Source organism: Halococcus salifodinae DSM 8989, from assembly GCF_000336935.1.
GTDB classification, from domain to species: Archaea; Halobacteriota; Halobacteria; order Halobacteriales; family Halococcaceae; genus Halococcus; species Halococcus salifodinae.
In genome coordinates, this window is the sequence record NZ_AOME01000070.1 from 102,065 (window position 1) to 117,511 (window position 15,447).

Sequence of the window (15,447 nt, forward strand, 5' to 3'; positions counted from 1 at the left end):
CCTCGTACGGCGGCCGGCTCGAATCGATGTGCTCGGCGTACTCCCGTTTGAGATCGAGCAGCTCCTCCAGAATCGGCGCGAACGTCTCGAAGTCGTCCTCGGCTTTCGCCTCCTTCCAGACCGGGAGCGCCTCGCTCGTTGTCTGGGAAATTTCGGCGACGAGATCCGTCGGAACGCGCGCCGCGCGGTCATACTGGCGACGGATCTCTCGGACGACGGCGGCCTGTTCGCCCGAGAGATCCGCACTCTCAGCCTCCTCGAGTGCGGTCTCGGTCTCGTCCTCGACGAGGAGTTCGTGGCTCGTCGCCGATAGCGCCGAGCGCTGGGCCGAGCGTGCCGGCGTGCCGCCGTCGGGCATCATGACTTCCTGATCCCAGCTCAGCACGCCCGCTGCGCTCTGGATGTTGGAAATCCGCTCGTAGCGTTCGAGGAGATCGTCGTAGGCGTCGACCGTGGCGTCGGATGCCATACCCGACAGCCGGCGCGCCGCCCTATCAATTCTTGCCTACCGGCCGATCGATTCGGCCGCCTCGCGGTAGGTCTCGTAACACCGATCGAGGACGGCGAGCGACACGCTCTCGTCTTTGGTGTGGGCCTCGCCCTGCTCGGCGGGCCCACAGATCACGCAGGTCACGCCTGCCTCGGCGAGCCAGCCCGCGTCGGTCGCGTGGGGTTTCGTGACGAGTTCGGGCTCGCTCTCCTGAGCCTCGGCGGCGGCCGCGCGAACCGCCTCGGCGAACGCCTCGTCGTCACACGCCATTGGCGGGAGGTCCTGATCGACCGTCCACTCAACGCGTTCCGAATCCTCGACGGCCGCCAGCGGAGCGCGCTCGCCCGGAACCGTCCGTTCATCCACGGTGATCGAACACGACTCCGGAATGACGTTCCACGCCGAGCCACCATCGATCTCGGTCACGACAACGCTTCCCCGTACCCGCTCACCGAACACGTCGGTGGATGGTGCGTCGATCCCGCGAACGGTCTCGACTGCCTCGCACGCGGTGTAGACGGCGTTCTCGCCGGCTTCGGGTTCGCTCGCGTGGGCTGCCGTCCCGCGGGCGGTGATGGTGCTCGCCCGCCGGCCTTTGTGTGCCACCGCGACATCGGTCGTTCCAGGAGCGGAGTAGCCCGTCGTGCCCTCGCCGATGATCGCGTAGTCGGGCGCGAACCCCTCGTCGATGGCGTGGCGTGCGCCCTCGCCGCCGATCTCCTCGCCGGCGAAACTCGCGAAGACGAGTTCCACTGTAGGGTCGGTGTCGTCGGACTGCGTCCGACTGTCCGAGGTGCGTAGCACCTCGCTATCGCGGAAGGCACACATCGCGGCCGCGACCGCGCCCTTCATGTCCGCCGCACCGCGGCCATAGAGCCGGCCATCGCGTTCCTCGACGACGTACTCGCCGTCCGCTGTCTGTGAATCGTCCGGTGGAACCACGTCGTGGTGACCGACGAGCGCGATCGACTCGTCCGCGTCGGCATCCGTGTTTCGGCGGGCAATGACGTTGCCAACCCCATCGCGGGTCACGTCGGCGTCGGTCCCCTCGCGGAGCCAGGTCTCGATGAAGTCACCAGCATCGGTCTCGTCGTCGTGACTCGGGATCGCAACGAGGTCGCGGGTGAGATCCGTGGCAGCAGCCATGGAAGCACAGTCCACGAGAAACGGCATAAGCCCTTCCGCCCGCGCTTGAACACCCTTTTGATCCTGCCGGCCGAACGACACGCATGACTGTCGTACCGGACACGAGCGCGGTTATCGACGGACGCGTGTCCGAACGAGTGGAGAGCGGTTCGTTCGAGGGGGAGACCGTTGCGATCCCCGAGGCGGTCGTCGTGGAACTCGAATCTCAGGCCAACGACGGCCGCGAGTCGGGCTGGGACGGGCTCGAAGAGCTCCAGCACCTCGCCGAACTCGCTGACGAAGGGACCATCGATGTGGAGTACGTCGGCCGGCGGCCGGGCGACGGCGAGCGCCACGCTTCCGACGAGGGGGCCGTCGACGCGTTGATCCGCGATCTCGCTGCGGAGGAGGAGGCCACGCTACTCACGAGCGACAAAGTCCAGAGTGAGGTCGCCCGCGCGAAAGGACTCGACGTCGAGTACGTCGATCCCGAGATCCGGGGAGACGCGCCCGAGCACCTCGCGATCGAGGACTTTTTCGACGACGAGACGATGAGCGTCCACCTCAAGACCGGGGTCGCACCGATGGCGAAGCGCGGTGCGGTCGGCGAGATGCGCTTCGAGACGATCGGCGACGACCTGCTCACGGAGGACGATCTCCAGGAGTGGATCGCGGAGATCGAGACCGCCACGCGGGCGTCGAGCGACGGGTTCACCGAACTCGATCGGAACGGGATGACGATCGTCCAGTTCGGCAACTACCGGATCGCGATCGCCCAGCCACCGTTCGCCGACGGGCTGGAGATCACCGCCGTGCGGCCGATCGTCGAAACCGAACTCGACGACTACGACTACGCCGACGACCTCCGTGAGCGACTGCTCGATCATCAGCGCGGCGTCCTGATTGCGGGCGCTCCCGGGGCCGGGAAGTCGACGCTCGCTGGTGCGGTCGCGGGCTTTCTGGCCGATTCGGCGTTCTCGGTCAAAACGATGGAGAAGCCCCGCGATCTCCAGGTCGGTCCCGAGATCACCCAGTACACCGAACTCGACGGCCGGATGGAGAACACCGCGGACTCGCTGTTGATGGTGCGGCCGGACTACACCATCTACGACGAGGTCAGGAAGACCGAGGACTTCTCGGTGTTCGGGGATATGCGCCTCGCGGGCGTCGGGATGATCGGCGTGGTCCACGCCACGCGAGCGATCGACGCGCTCGGGCGGCTGGTGGGCCGGGTCGAGCTCGGGATGATCCCCCAGGTCGTCGATACCGTGGTGTACGTCGAGGCGGGCGAGATCGATACGGTCTACGACGTTCGAACCGAGGTCAAGGTCCCCGAGGGACTCACCGAGGAGGACCTCGCGCGGCCGGTGATCCAGGTTCGAGACTTCGAGACCCAGCGGCCGGAGTACGAAATTTATAGTTTCAATCGCCAGGTCGTCACCGTTCCGGTGGGCGACGCCGACGAGGAGGACAGCGGCGTGGATCGGATCGCGAAACAGGAGATCGAGCGCGAGATCCGGTCGGTCGCACACGGCAACTGCGAGGTCGACCTGAAAAGCGCGAACACCGCAGTCGTCTACGTCGAGGAGGCCGACATCTCGACGGTGATCGGCAAGGGCGGCGGGCGGATCACCGATATCGAGAACCGACTCGGGATCAGCATCGACGTGCGGACGTTCGACGAGCGACCGGGCGGTCGGGGCCGATCGGGAAACGCGAATAGCGGTGGTGGCGGCAGCCACGGCGGGAGCGGCGGTGGCGGAGCGAGCGGCGCGGGCGATATCGTCACGCCCGAGATCACCTCGCGACACGTCGTGATCCCGATGGACGGCTACGCTGGCGAGACGGTCGAGATCCAGGCCGACGGCGAGTACCTGTTCACCGCGACCGTCTCACGGGGCGGCGAGGTTCAGGTCTCGCGTGGCAGCGCGATCGCGGAGGAACTCGAAAACGCGATCGACCGCGGCCGGCAGGTCACCGTCGCACCGTCGTAAACGACAACAGTCGACCGCTTTTTTCGGGATGGTTGCGCTCTGGAGCGGCGGCTGTGGTGCGGGCCTGGCGTCTCGACGAGCGGAGCGAGTCGAGGCTCAGGAGAGCCTGCTCTCCTGGCGGATGAAGGGCGAGGTCACGAACGCCGGAGCACGCGCTGCGCGTGGTTCGAGGGAGCGAAGCTCCCTCGTCATCACGAAAGGCGCTTCGCGCCTTTCGAACGACTTCGAGTTCTCGTTCGCTTCGTCTGCTCACGGGCGCGAAGCGTCCTCAGAACGGCTTTGCCGTTCTGATGGGCTGCACGAGAGCTTCGATCTCGTGAACGCCCGTTCGCATGGTCCGCGGGACCGAAGGTCCCGCGCTACTCACGAGAACGAAGTGAGTGACCGAGGGTTTCGGGGGTATTGTGCGGTTTGCGGTCGTGGTGCGGTGGGCAACTGGGTTGTACCGCGAGCGACCGCAGGGAGCGAGCGGGGGTTTTTGATCCACCGGAAGACGCGAAGCGTCTTCCGAGCCTTCGTTCGCTCCGCTCACGAAGACACATTTTTGCAAGCGGGGGTCGCGCGAGCGCAGCGAGCGCGATCCCCCGCAGCAAAAAGGTGGGGTCGCATCGTAATGTTCAGTACGCGCCAGTCGATAGGAGTGGTATGAGCGAAACCGACGCCGACGGACCAGTGAGCCGCCGGGGGTTCCTCCGGACGGCAGCGGGGGCGGCGGCCGTCGCGGGTGCGAGCGGCACGGCGGCGGCACAGGAAGGCAACAGTTCGAGCGGGGGTGGTGGCGGTACGACGACAGTGGAGGTCGGTGCGGGATCGGGGACCTCTTTCGGACCCGAGGAAGCCACCGTCGCGCCCGGCGGCACCGTCGTCTGGGAGTGGACCGGCGAGGGCGGCGCACACAACGTCGTCGCCGACGACGGGGCGTTCGACAGCGGGAGCCCGGAGGAAGGGAGCGACATCACGTTCGAACACACCTTCGAGGAGACCGGCGAGTTCGCCTATCACTGTGCACCCCACGAGGCCGTCGGGATGGTCGGGACGATCGTCGTTCAGGAGGGCGGCGCGAGCAGCGGGGGCGGGGAGTCCTCGGGGCCCGCGGTTCCGAACAGCGCGAAGACCCTCGGCGTCGCCACGATGAGTTTTATGCTCTCGACGCTCGGCCTCGCCTACGTCTTCATGAAGTATGGCGGAGACTACGACAACGCACTCGAAGAGTAGTCTCGCAGAGAGAGTCCGAACCGGTCTCGCCCACGCTAACCGGCGATACAATCACACGAATTCTTCTCCACGGCAAACATTCACGCGACCACACGATTGAACAGGACCGGGCCGGTAGCGGGTGCCAATGGGGCTGCATTCCCGATTTCGGCAGCCGGAACACGTCGGCAAGAACCGCTGTCTCGCATGTACGGTGGTCAACGTCGGAATCGCGATCGCGGCGAGCGCTGCGATCGGACTGTGGGTCGCTGGCGCAGGGGTGGCGGTACTCGTGGGCTGTCTCGTCGTCATCTATCTCAGGGGGTATCTCGTACCAGGCACTCCAGCGCTGACCAAGCGCTATCTCCCGGATCGGGTGCTTCGTTGGTTCGGAAAAGCACCGACACAGCCGTCGACCTCCGCGTCCTTTTCACCCGAAGAACTTCTGATAGATGCAGGAGTGATCGGCCCGTGCGAACACGCTGACGATCTCTGTCTCCAGCCCGATTTCCGGGCGGCGTGGCGCGACCGGATCGAGACCGTTCGGGAACGTGACCCGGGATCAAGAGACCTCGAACGCGCGATTGACGACTCTGACGACCGTCTGACGTTCGAGAGGGTCGACAGCAACGTCATCGCGCTTCACGACAACGCAACCGTCGGCCAGTGGAGTTCCGACGCGGCGATCGTCGCTGATGTGGCCGCGACCGACGTCGTTCCGTCGGTCGTTCCCTCCTGGCAGCGACTGACGCCCGTCGAGCGACTCCAGCTCCTCGGTAGCCTCCGGCTGTTCCTCGAAACGTGCCCGGCGTGTGACGGTGCGGTGGAACTGGACGAGGAGGTCGTCGACTCGTGCTGTCGGTCGTACGACGTAGTCCGCGCAGCCTGTCAGGGCTGTGACGCTCGGGTGTTCGAGATCGAGTGGACCTGACCGACTCGCAACGACAAAAGAACTGCCACCCGTCCGCGAAGCCATAGTCCCGAGCGGATTCGAACCGCTGTCATGGGCTCCAAAGGCCCATATGATTGGCCACTACACCACGGGACTTCTCACTACGTTCAAAGTCCCGTGAGGATCGCAAATCCTCCGGATTTGCTCACCACCACGGGACCTCAGCCCGAAGTATCGCCGGATCGCACTTGAACGCTTCGAGACTCGCCCTTATGTGTCTGGGTCACCCGAAGTCGAGCAGACGTGGCCGACGAACGGATGGCGTCCCACGAACCGCCGACGAGATTGGCTGACGGAGCACTCGCTGCGGCCGTTCTCGTCATTGCGATCGTGGTCGTCCGGAACCGCGAGATCGACGTCTCCCTCTCGGTGATCCTGCTCGGTGCTGGATCGACCGTGGGCTTCGAGGTACTCGCCGGTCGCGATCCCGAGCGCGTCCGTCGGCTCTGGGCCCGGCCAGCACTCAGAGCCGTGATCGTCAGCACCGCCCTCTGTCTCGGCGTGTTTGCCGTGGTCGTCTCCGCTGGTTGGCTCGTTATTGCAGGTGCGGCGGCACTCGGCTGTTATTTCGTCGTCCTCGTACTCGCCGCGTCAGGAATCGTCCCACCGCCGGAGACGTGGGCCGACAGACAGTAAGTTCGATTTTGTGCGCGTTTGCGAAAAACTAGTCCGCCGCGCCGGGCTCGGCGTCGAGCAGCGCACAAACGTCCTCGTCGGGGGCGAAGCAGTCGGGACACTGGGGTTCGCGGTCGATGATGGTGTCGAGGCGCTCGGCCACCGTTTCGTCGATCACGCTTTCGAGCTGGCTCGCCTCGGCGCGGAACTCCTCGACGTCGAGCACCTCCACGAGGAACCGCTCGATGATGCAGTACGTCTGGAGGGAATCACGCGCGCGCTCGATCCCTTCGTCGGTCAGCGTGACGCCCTTGTACTTCTCGTGGTCGGCGAGCCCGCGAGATTCGAGCTTCCCGATCATCTCGTTGGCGCTCGCGGGGCTCACGTCGAGAGTATCGGCGAGCCTCCCGGTCGCTGCCGGGCCGTTCTCGACCTGCTGGACGAGATAGATCGCTTTCAGGTACTGCTCGGCCGTGTTCATGGCGACCACCGCCTGTGATCGCCGTGAGCCAGTCGAAGCGGCGCTTCGACACTGTTCACGCGAGCCACCTCCGGCACGGAGCGTGTGCTCGTCGATGCTTCGCTTCGACGGTGTTCATTCGCGTTCCTCCATGAGTTTCGTGACCTCCTCCGCTCCCTCTGCTTCCTCCTCGCGAATCGCCGACAGCGTCCCGACGAGTCGTTCGCGCTCGATGCCGAACTCCACAGTACTGGACTCGATCGCGGCGATGAGATCGTCGTAGAACTTGTAGGCGGTTTCCTCGTTGCAAAGCTGATCGTAGAGCACGCCGTCGGTGTCCCGATCGCGCTCGTAGTGGTCGGCGACGAGTGGTTCGATCTGCTCGAACGGGATCTGCTCGGCGTCGAGTTCGTCGATCAGCCCCGAGAGACGGTCGCGGTGCTCGGCCGATTCCTCGGCGGCGTGCTCCAGTAAGTCCTCGATTGCGGGGTCGAGATCCGCCTCGAACGACTGGTAATGCTGGTGGGCGCGCGCTTCGACGACCTCCTCCAACACGACCCCGATCTGGAGGAGACGGGCGAGCTGGTGGTCCGAGGCCACCGGCTGGCTCACGCTCACGGGGACCACCCGGAAAAGATGCGCTCGAAAACCGATGCCTCGTGGACGTCCATACCGTTGTTCGTGAACGGAAGAACTTAAGCGATTACTCCCGCAGCCGCTCGGCCACGAGGTCATCGAGGTCGTCGCGGAACTCCTCGACGGCGATCTCTTCGAGCACCGGCACGAAGAAGCCCTCGACGAGCATGTTCCGTGCCATGCGTGGCGACACCCCGCGCGAGGTCATGTAGAACAGGTCCTGCTGGTCGACCTGTCCCACGGTGGCGGAGTGGCTCGCCTCGGTGTCGTGGTTGTTGATGATGAGCTTCGGCGAGGCGTCGGCCTCGCTCTCGTCGCTCAGCATCAGGGTGTTCTCGCGCTGGTACGAAGACGTATCCCACGCGTTCGAGCCGACGTCTTGAACGCCCTCGTAGACCGACCGGGCGTCGTCGTCGAGCACGCCACGGGTCACGAGGTCGGCGGTCGTGTGTTCGGCCTCGTGCCAGACCCGCGCGGCGACGTCGAAGTGCTGGTCGTTGTGACCGAAGAACGCGCCGACGATCTGGGACTCCGAGCCCTCGCCCAGAAGTCGGGTCTCGACCGAGGACTTGGTGAGTCGCGAGCCGACGTTCCCTTCGATCCAGTTGATCGTGGCGTGGCTGTCGGCGTGACCGCGCTTGAGGGTGTAGGTGTACGTCTCCTCGTCGACGTTCTGGAGCGAGCCGTACTGGACGTTCGAGTTCTCGCCGGCGTCGATCTCGACGATCCCGGAGTAGTATCGCTCGCCGTCGACGTCCTCGCCCGTCGTCTGACGCTCCAGAATGGTCACCGAACTCGATTGCTCGGTGACGACGAGGGTGTAGTTGAACAGCGACTGGGAGTTCATCCGCGTGCGAACGGTGACGTCCTCGGCATCGACGCCTTCGGGGACGTAGACCACGGTTCCAGTGCTGAAGAGTGCGGTCGAGAGCGCGGTGAGGTAGTTGTCTTCGGGATCGACGACCGAGCCGAAATGCTCCCGAACGAGCTCCTCGCGCTCGTCGAGCGCTTCGGCGATCGACATGACCTCGACCTCGCTGGGCCCGACCTGGTCCTTCTCCTCGGCCGCAGTGAGGGGATCGACGAACCCCTCGAAGTCGAGATCGTAGAGGTTGGTCCAGTTGCGTCCCGGCGTCCGGATGACGTCGGGCATTTCCAGCTCTTCGAGCGTGTCGAGCGCGTCGAGACGTGTCTCCAGCAGCCACTCGGGTTCGTCGAGTCCCTCGGAAATCTGCCTGACCTGCTCCTCCGTGAGGTTTGCGTGTACCTGTGTACTCATTGCGATAATCCGATGGGGAGCTTACCCGAGGCTCCCTTCCATTTCGAGTTCGATCAGCCGGTTGAGCTCGACCGCGTACTCGATGGGTAGTTCTTCGGTGATCGGCTCGATGAACCCGGCAACGATCATCTGCTTTGCGTCGTCGTCGTCCAATCCTCGGGACTGGAGGTAGAACACGTCCTCGTCGCCGATCTTCCCCACAGTAGCCTCGTGGGCGACGTCGACCTTCGACTCCTCGATCTCCATGTACGGCATCGTGTCCGACGTGCTCTCGTTGTCGAACATCAGCGCGTCGCACTCCACGCTCGTGGAGGAGTTCTCTGCGCCGTCGGAGATGTGGACGAGGCCACGGTAGTTCGTGCGGCCGCCGTCCTTGCTGATACTCTTGGATTCGATCGTGGACTTGGTGTCGGGCGCGTTGTGGTAGACCTTCGCGCCGGTGTCGATGTTCTGGCCCTCGCCCGCAAAGGCGATCGTGATGTGGTTGTCCGTCGCGCCGCGGCCCTTGAGAATGGTCGAGGGGTAGAGCATCGTGGCCTTCGAGCCCATCGATCCCGAGATCCACTCCATCGTGCCCTCGCGCTCGCAGATCGCGCGCTTGGTGTTGAGGTTGTAGGTGTTCTTCGACCAGTTCTGCACGGTCGAATACTGGACGTGGGCGTTCTCGCCGACGAACACCTCAACGCCACCCGAATGGAGGTTGAACTCGCTGTACTGCGGGGCCGAACAGCCCTCGATGTAGTGGACTTCCGAGTTCTCCTCGGCGATGATGAGGGTGTGCTCGAACTGGCCCATCCCCTCCGAATTCATCCGGAAGTACGCCTGGATCGGCATCTCGACCGTGACGTCCTCGGGGACGTAGACGAACGAGCCGCCCGACCAGATCGCGCCGTGGAGCGCCGCGAACTTGTTGTCGCTGGCGGGCACGCAGTTCGTCATGAAGTGCTCTTTGACGATCTCCTCGTGCTCTTGGACTGCCTTGTCCATGTCACAGAAGACGACGCCCTTCTCCTCCCAGCGCTCCTGCATGTTCTGGTAGACGATCTCGGACTCGTACTGTGCGCCGACGCCCGAGAGCGCGTTCTTCTCGGCTTCGGGGATGCCGAGCTTGTCGAAGGTGTCCTGGATCTCGTCAGGGAGGTCGGTCCAGTCGTCGACACCGCCGCGGGCGTCGATGTCGGGACGGATGTACGGGACGATCTCGCCGATGTCGACCTCCGAGAGGTCGGGCTGGCCCGGCCAGTCGGTCGGCATCGGCATCGCGTGGAACTGCTGGAGCGCGCGCAGGCGGCGCTCCAGCATCCACTCGGGCTCGTCCTTGTCTTCGGAGATCAGGCGGATCGTCTCCTCGTCGAGATCGCCCTTTTCGGCGCGGAACGCCGAACTCTCCTCTTTTTTGAACTCGAAGCGCGCTTCCGAGTCGGTCTCGCGCAGGTGGTCTTGGTCGGAACTCATGGTGTGTGTTGTAGTGGTCGAAGCCTTATCAGGCTGTCTCGTAGGCTTCCTCGCGGACCCAGTCGTACCCCTCGTCCTCGAGCTTGTGGGCCAGATCCGCGTCGCCGCTTTTGGCGATCTTGCCGTCGAGCATCACGTGGACGTGATCTGGCTCGACGTAGTCGAGGATCCGCTGGTAGTGGGTGATCTGGAGGATGCCCGCGCCCTGCTCGTCGCGGAGCGCGTTGATCCCGTTCGAGACGTCCTGGAGCCGGTCGATGTCGAGCCCGGAGTCGATCTCGTCGAGCACCGCGATCGACGGCTCCAAGATTGCGGCCTGGAGCACCTCGTTCTGCTTTTTCTCGCCGCCCGAGAAGCCCGCGTTGAGGTAGCGCTGGGCGAACTGGGAGTCCATGTCGAGCTGTTCCATCTTCTCGGCCATGATCTCCTGGAACTCCGCGACGCCGACGTCGCCCTCCTCGACATCGCCTTCCATCGGCGAGGTGTCGTAGCCCGCGTCCTCGTCGTCCGCGTCGGCCTCTGCTTCCTCGCCCTCATCGTCCTCGAAGAGCTCCTCGCGCTCTTCGAGCTTGGCGTTCAGGGCAGTCCGAAGGAAGTTCACCATCGTGACGCCCTCGATCTCGGCGGGGTACTGGAAGCCGAGGAAGACGCCGAGCGCCGCGCGCTCGTTGGGTTCGAGATCGAGGAGGTTCACCGTCCGCATGTCCTCGGGGATCTCGATGTCCTCGAACTCGTCTTCGTCGAGATGGACGAGCACTTCGCCGTCGGTGACTTCGTAGGCAGGGTGGCCGGCGATGACCTTCGCGGTCGTCGACTTCCCTGACCCGTTCGGTCCCATCAGTGCGTGGATCTCGCCCGATCGAACTTCGAGATTGACCCCGTCGAGGATCTTCTCGCCGCCCTCCGCGACCTGTGCGTGGAGGTCCCGTAGCTCTAAGCGTGCCATTGTCCTATCGTCCGTCTGTTGGCCCGTCGACCTGATAATGGTTTCCATTCACCGGTAACGATTTTCGATGGGGGAAAATTTGTTTGCCGCGAACGGAACTCACGAGCGAGTATCGCGTTGCAGAATCGGTGGTGAGCGGCCGCCCGCGGAGCGGGGTAGTGCGGTCGGCGGTGTGGTTCGGTGCGGTCCTGGTGGATGAAGGGCGAGTGAGTGAAACGAACGAGGGCTTCGGCGGTGCTGTGTGGAGCGGTTGCGGGGCGGAGAGTGTCAGCAACTGTACCGCGAACGAGGCCACAGGCCGAGTGAGCGGGTGTTTTTGATGAACCTTTTTGCAAGGGGTTGAGCGCGCCGGAGGCGCGCGAACTCGTTCGAGACGGCTTCGCCGTCTCGTGATGTCATCAGAACGCGAAGCGTTCTGATTGCAAGCAAGAAATCGAAGATTTCTTGCACTGACGAAAATCGCGAAGCGATTTTCGAACCACCCCGCAGTAAAAAGGTTCAGGTGAAACTTTGGAGCCCGGTCTGGGTCTGGCCGGATTTGACCTCCTGCCACGAGACGCCGACCGCCTCGATGACGCGCGCGATCGGTCCCTGAAGTGTTTTTTCGAGCATCTTCTCCCAGTTGACCTCGAACTCGTCGGGAATCTGGTCTTCGTACTCGAAACAGATCACGTCGGGCGTGCGCCGGAACTCGGTGTAGAGGGCCTGTTCTTCGGGGCTGAACGTCGACTCGTCGACATCCTCGAAGAAGTCCGGATGGATACGATCGAGATAGAGCCGTTTGGGTTTGCTGCCGCGCTGGAAGTTCGTCCCGAGGAGGAGGTTCGCGTACTTCGCACCGCGGACCTGGGCGGTGTCGGTGTCGTAGTCGTCGAGACGCTTGCCGATCCCACCCGGGATGCCGATCTCGTCGAGCGGAACGGAGCCCTCCGCGCTGAACTCTTCGATCACGTCGTGGACGTAGGTTTCGACCTCGTCGAGGTCCTCGCCGTGGACGATCCGCTCGATCACCTCGTGCTGGACGCGTTTGGTGATCGGTGCGATGTCCGAACGCTTGTACTCGAAGCCCGTGATATCGACGTCGTCGACGTCTTTGCCCTCCTTCCAGATGATGTGGCCGGCGTAGCGTTTCTTCTTGCCGGCCTGGAAAAACCGTCGGTAGAGCTTCTCGAACTCGATCTGGAAACGGTGGTCGTCGGCGTTGAGTGTGTCTCGCGCGAACTCATCGTACGCTTCGTTGATGTGGTCCTCGATATCGAAGGCCTGCTCGATGGCTGCCTCTTTCGTGAGGTCGGCACCAAGCTCTGTCATTACACTGTCGGTATCTCCGTACGTCACCTCGTAGTCCATCTCGTTCGCGGCGCGCTCGGTGAATGAGATGACCTCCCGGTTGGTGGAGGTCACGCCTGCACTCATCGCCCGGTCGTAGAGTCGGAAGCGATCCCAGCCGAACACGCCGTAGAGGCTGTTCATGATGACCTTCACGGCCTGCTGCTGGCGGTCGAATCGCTGGTACTCGCCGGTGCCAGGGGAGTGATCGTCGCGACGAGCTTTCTTCTCCTCGCGTTCGGTGAGGAGCTCGTCCACCATCTCCCGGATCATCCCATCGGGTTCCTTCCGGAAGTGGATTCCAGTGGGTGTCTGGTAGGTCTCGCCGTCGTAAGTATCGGGATCGACCTGGGTTTCGGGCGAGGCGTTGATCGTCACCATCGACATTGGGTATAAACTTTTCAAATCGAGTACAGAAACCATCTCTTTCACGCCGGTGATGGGATCGAACACTGCACCGCCCTCGAAGTCCTCGGTCTCCTGCTGGCCCTTCGAGGGGAGCGCGAACTTGCCGTGGGCCTCGTGGAGGACGTACATGTCGACGGCGTCGCCGGGTGTGGTGGCGTCCTCGAGCTTGCAGCCCACGAAGGTGGCGACTTCCTGCCAGAACGGGATCACGCCCTGCTGGCGGTCGATCTCGACACAGAGCTCCACGTCCCGGAGGTTGTATTCGAGGAGTCGCTCGGGATCGTCCTCCCAGAGATCGCCGATGTCGCCCGGATAGCGTTCCTTGCCGGCGTCGAGTTCGACCTCACCCACGGCGTCCAACCGATAGGAGTCGAGCTCGGTGAACTGGGTGCGCTGGTAGGCGTACAGCAGATCGAACACCACCCGTCCTTTGACGTTCGGCCCCTGCCAGTCCGATCGCCAGACTTCGTTCACCCGTGAGAGGCGATCGGGGTCGAGGTCGTGTTCCTCACAGCCCGCGCCCCCGAGCTCTTCGAGCCGGTCGATGAAGTACGGCGCGTCGAAATCGGTGAAGTTCCAGCCGGTCATGACGTCCGGATCGGTGTCCTCGATGTAGTCGAGAAACGCCGCGAGCATCGCCTCCTCGGTGTCGAATCGGTACACGTCGGCGTCGATCTCGTCGTCCTCGCTGCCACTCTCGCTGCTGTCGCCGCTGCCGCCGTCGATCGCCTCGTACCCCGCGAGCTCCTCGGGCCCCATCTCGCCGCCAGGCGCTTCGTAGAGCCAGACGGCGTACTCGTCGCGGGCGGAGTCGTGACTCGACAGACAGACGATGGTCTCCTCGCCGTCCTCGGGGAACCCCGAGCGGTCGTCGACCTCGATGTCGAAGGTGCAGACCCGGGCTTCGGCTTGCATCTCGATCGGTTCGACCTCGTCGAGGGGAACGACGAGCGCGTCGTCCGTCGCCCGTCGTTCGGGGACCCGAAGACCGCTCGTCACGTCCGTGTCGATCAGGAACCGGTTCGGGAACAGCACGTCGGCCTCGTAGTGATCGAACCGATCCCGAATCTGGCCGACATCGCGCGGGGTCTGGCCGAAGATCTTGGTGAGTGACTCGCCACGAATGCTCTCGTAGGCGTCGCCCTCGACGGCCGACTCCTCCCAACCGGTGATTCGATCGTGATCGAGCCGGTCGTCGTCCTCGTCGAGCGATGCGGTCGGCGCGTAGAAATAGGGCCGAAACCCGTGAACGCGGACGTGTTCGACCTCGTCGTCCGCCGTGCGGCCGAAGACGTGGATGATCGGCGTCTCCTCGTCGCCGCTGCCCTCGATCGTGTAGTCGACCTGGGTCACCGCGATCTCCACAGTACTATCGGCGTCGGGGTAACGCCGTGCGGCGGGGTCGGTGATCTCGGCGTTCGCCCCGCCGTCGCCAGCGACCGCTCGGGCTGCCGTCGCCGCTGCCGACCGATCGCTCCCGCCCGGTGCGACGCTGTCGCCGAGCGTCGCCTGCGTGGTCCCCTCCTCAGTCATGGAGTGTGGTTCGCCCCCGCCGGTAAAAATCCCCGCGGTCGTCGCGTCGAACCCCGGCCTGGCTTGCCGTTTCGGTCGCCGGGCAACGTCGGCCGAATCCGCAAACACTATTGCTTGGCACATGGTACCGCGATACAGCATGTCAAACGCTACCGATCGGCCCGACCCGCCCGCACGGACGGCCGCCGAACCGTCGCCGCCGGCCGGCCTCGAAACCACCGAACGCTACGAGATCGACGACGGCGTCGTGTTCTACGACGCGGCGAATCCGCTCGCGTGGCTCGAAGCGGGCCACGCGCTCCGGCTCGCAGACCAGATCTGAACCGGTACGGAATCCTTTTGCGCGGCGGACCCGGTACTCCGGGCGTGTCAGACGACTCGCCGGGCGATTCGACACTGGACGACGCCGGCGACTCGCTGCCGGGGACGGATCTCGGGTTCGACGTCGGGGCACTCGATGCGGAGCTCGGGCCCGACGATCCGTCGGTTTCGATCCCCGATACGTCGGACGCCGACGCGTCGCCGGAGCTCCTTCAGGCGTTCTGGGGGAGCGTCTTCGCGCTCAAGATCGGCGTGATCGCGGCGACCCTCGGCCTGCTGTTCGGGTTCTTCCAGGGTCGGTGGCGGCTCGCGGGGCTCGGCGTCGCGATCGGACTCGTGGCGTTCGCGAACGGCTATCGGCAGTACCGACGGTATCAAAACCGCTAACCGACCGTGGCCGGTAGAACGAGTATGGACACTGCCCGTATGGACACTACCCGGGACGACCGCGCGCTCGCGCTGCTGCGCGAGATCGACGCCAACGGGCCGTTCGCGGTGCGGACGCTGCTGTCGCGGTACGATCTCTGCGAGAGCGATCTCCACGGACTGTGTGCGGAGCTCCGGGCAGCGGGGTTGCTCGCGGAAGCGGAGGTGGCCGGCGAGCGCGGGTATCGAACCACCGAGCGCGCTCGGAAGGAACTCGAACAGGTCCGGAAAGCGTAGCTCCCCGTCCGTGACGGTGTTACCGACGATCACTTTCACTCCATACT

The 15,447-nt window shown here is 64.4% G+C and carries 14 protein-coding genes, 1 tRNA gene and 1 pseudogene (1 of these 16 running past the window's edge); 7 read left to right on the top strand and 9 right to left on the bottom strand.

Features of this window, described 5'->3' with window-relative positions:
- Positions 1-469: pseudogene (locus C450_RS13170) on the bottom strand (carboxypeptidase M32) (it extends 921 nt beyond the left edge of the window).
- A gap of 36 nt (positions 470-505) precedes the next feature.
- The gene (locus C450_RS13175; RefSeq protein WP_005044223.1) at positions 506-1,636 is read right to left on the bottom strand and encodes a M20 family metallopeptidase; all 1,131 of its coding nucleotides are present in this window, start codon (positions 1,634-1,636) and stop codon (positions 506-508) included.
- Between the two features lie 83 nt (positions 1,637-1,719).
- Here C450_RS13175 and C450_RS13180 point away from each other — a divergent pair, with 83 nt between their 5' ends.
- The 3 genes from C450_RS13180 (at position 1,720) to C450_RS13190 (ending at position 5,734) form a co-directional block, all read left to right on the top strand.
- Positions 1,720-3,609: a PINc/VapC family ATPase gene (locus C450_RS13180; RefSeq protein ID WP_005044225.1), complete on the top strand. Its 1,890-nt coding sequence runs from the start codon at positions 1,720-1,722 to the stop codon at positions 3,607-3,609.
- Between the two features lie 645 nt (positions 3,610-4,254).
- Positions 4,255-4,824, top strand: coding sequence for a plastocyanin/azurin family copper-binding protein (locus tag C450_RS13185; RefSeq protein ID WP_005044227.1), 570 nt, complete (start codon positions 4,255-4,257; stop codon positions 4,822-4,824).
- A gap of 127 nt (positions 4,825-4,951) precedes the next feature.
- Complete coding sequence (locus tag C450_RS13190) at positions 4,952-5,734, top strand: hypothetical protein (RefSeq protein WP_005044228.1); 783 nt, start codon at positions 4,952-4,954, stop codon at positions 5,732-5,734.
- A 44-nt stretch (positions 5,735-5,778) separates the two neighbouring features.
- Here the strand turns inward: C450_RS13190 and C450_RS13195 are convergent.
- Positions 5,779-5,851, bottom strand: a tRNA-Gln gene (locus tag C450_RS13195).
- A gap of 147 nt (positions 5,852-5,998) precedes the next feature.
- Between C450_RS13195 and C450_RS13200 the strand changes: the two genes are divergently transcribed.
- Positions 5,999-6,391, top strand: coding sequence for a hypothetical protein (locus C450_RS13200; RefSeq protein ID WP_005044230.1), 393 nt, complete (start codon positions 5,999-6,001; stop codon positions 6,389-6,391).
- Positions 6,392-6,419: 28 nt separating this feature from the next.
- Here C450_RS13200 and C450_RS13205 read toward each other — a convergent pair whose 3' ends face one another.
- From C450_RS13205 to C450_RS13230, 6 genes are all read right to left on the bottom strand, one after another.
- On the bottom strand, positions 6,420-6,851 hold the full coding sequence (locus tag C450_RS13205) for a metal-dependent transcriptional regulator (RefSeq protein WP_005044233.1): 432 nt from the start codon (positions 6,849-6,851) through the stop codon (positions 6,420-6,422).
- Positions 6,852-6,965: 114 nt separating this feature from the next.
- Positions 6,966-7,448, bottom strand: coding sequence for a hypothetical protein (locus C450_RS13210; protein ID WP_005044236.1), 483 nt, complete (start codon positions 7,446-7,448; stop codon positions 6,966-6,968).
- Between the two features lie 85 nt (positions 7,449-7,533).
- Complete coding sequence (gene sufD / locus C450_RS13215) at positions 7,534-8,745, bottom strand: Fe-S cluster assembly protein SufD (protein ID WP_005044238.1); 1,212 nt, start codon at positions 8,743-8,745, stop codon at positions 7,534-7,536.
- A 21-nt stretch (positions 8,746-8,766) separates the two neighbouring features.
- Positions 8,767-10,200, bottom strand: a complete 1,434-nt coding sequence (gene sufB, locus C450_RS13220; protein WP_005044239.1) for a Fe-S cluster assembly protein SufB — start codon at positions 10,198-10,200, stop codon at positions 8,767-8,769.
- A 28-nt stretch (positions 10,201-10,228) separates the two neighbouring features.
- Entirely contained in the window at positions 10,229-11,146 is a 918-nt protein-coding gene (locus tag C450_RS13225; protein WP_005044241.1) for an ABC transporter ATP-binding protein, read from the bottom strand.
- Positions 11,147-11,644: 498 nt separating this feature from the next.
- Entirely contained in the window at positions 11,645-14,416 is a 2,772-nt protein-coding gene (locus C450_RS13230) for a DNA-directed DNA polymerase (RefSeq protein ID WP_005044246.1), read from the bottom strand.
- A 139-nt stretch (positions 14,417-14,555) separates the two neighbouring features.
- Here C450_RS13230 and C450_RS13235 point away from each other — a divergent pair, with 139 nt between their 5' ends.
- The 3 genes from C450_RS13235 to C450_RS13245 are packed head-to-tail and all read left to right on the top strand — an operon-like array spanning position 14,556 to position 15,400.
- Positions 14,556-14,738, top strand: a complete 183-nt coding sequence (locus tag C450_RS13235; protein ID WP_005044249.1) for a DUF7331 family protein — start codon at positions 14,556-14,558, stop codon at positions 14,736-14,738.
- A 44-nt stretch (positions 14,739-14,782) separates the two neighbouring features.
- The gene (locus C450_RS13240) at positions 14,783-15,124 is read left to right on the top strand and encodes a DUF7322 domain-containing protein (protein WP_005044251.1); all 342 of its coding nucleotides are present in this window, start codon (positions 14,783-14,785) and stop codon (positions 15,122-15,124) included.
- A 24-nt stretch (positions 15,125-15,148) separates the two neighbouring features.
- Positions 15,149-15,400: a DUF7346 family protein gene (locus C450_RS13245; protein ID WP_394324912.1), complete on the top strand. Its 252-nt coding sequence runs from the start codon at positions 15,149-15,151 to the stop codon at positions 15,398-15,400.
- The last annotated feature ends 47 nt before the right edge of the window (positions 15,401-15,447 follow it).

Excerpts from the sequence above, each read along its gene's own strand:
- C450_RS13245 (WP_394324912.1), top strand. The coding sequence starts at position 15,149 with ATGGACACTGCCCGTATGGACACTACCCGGGACGACCGCGCGCTCGCG.
- C450_RS13175 (WP_005044223.1), bottom strand. The coding sequence starts at position 1,636 with ATGGCTGCTGCCACGGATCTCACCCGCGACCTCGTTGCGATCCCGAGT.
- sufD (WP_005044238.1), bottom strand. The coding sequence starts at position 8,745 with ATGAGTACACAGGTACACGCAAACCTCACGGAGGAGCAGGTCAGGCAG.
- sufB (WP_005044239.1), bottom strand. The coding sequence starts at position 10,200 with ATGAGTTCCGACCAAGACCACCTGCGCGAGACCGACTCGGAAGCGCGC.
- C450_RS13225 (WP_005044241.1), bottom strand. The coding sequence starts at position 11,146 with ATGGCACGCTTAGAGCTACGGGACCTCCACGCACAGGTCGCGGAGGGC.
- C450_RS13185 (WP_005044227.1), top strand. The coding sequence starts at position 4,255 with ATGAGCGAAACCGACGCCGACGGACCAGTGAGCCGCCGGGGGTTCCTC.
- C450_RS13230 (WP_005044246.1), bottom strand. The coding sequence starts at position 14,416 with ATGACTGAGGAGGGGACCACGCAGGCGACGCTCGGCGACAGCGTCGCA.
- C450_RS13190 (WP_005044228.1), top strand. The coding sequence starts at position 4,952 with ATGGGGCTGCATTCCCGATTTCGGCAGCCGGAACACGTCGGCAAGAAC.
- C450_RS13235 (WP_005044249.1), top strand. The coding sequence starts at position 14,556 with ATGTCAAACGCTACCGATCGGCCCGACCCGCCCGCACGGACGGCCGCC.
- C450_RS13205 (WP_005044233.1), bottom strand. The coding sequence starts at position 6,851 with ATGAACACGGCCGAGCAGTACCTGAAAGCGATCTATCTCGTCCAGCAG.
- C450_RS13180 (WP_005044225.1), top strand. The coding sequence starts at position 1,720 with ATGACTGTCGTACCGGACACGAGCGCGGTTATCGACGGACGCGTGTCC.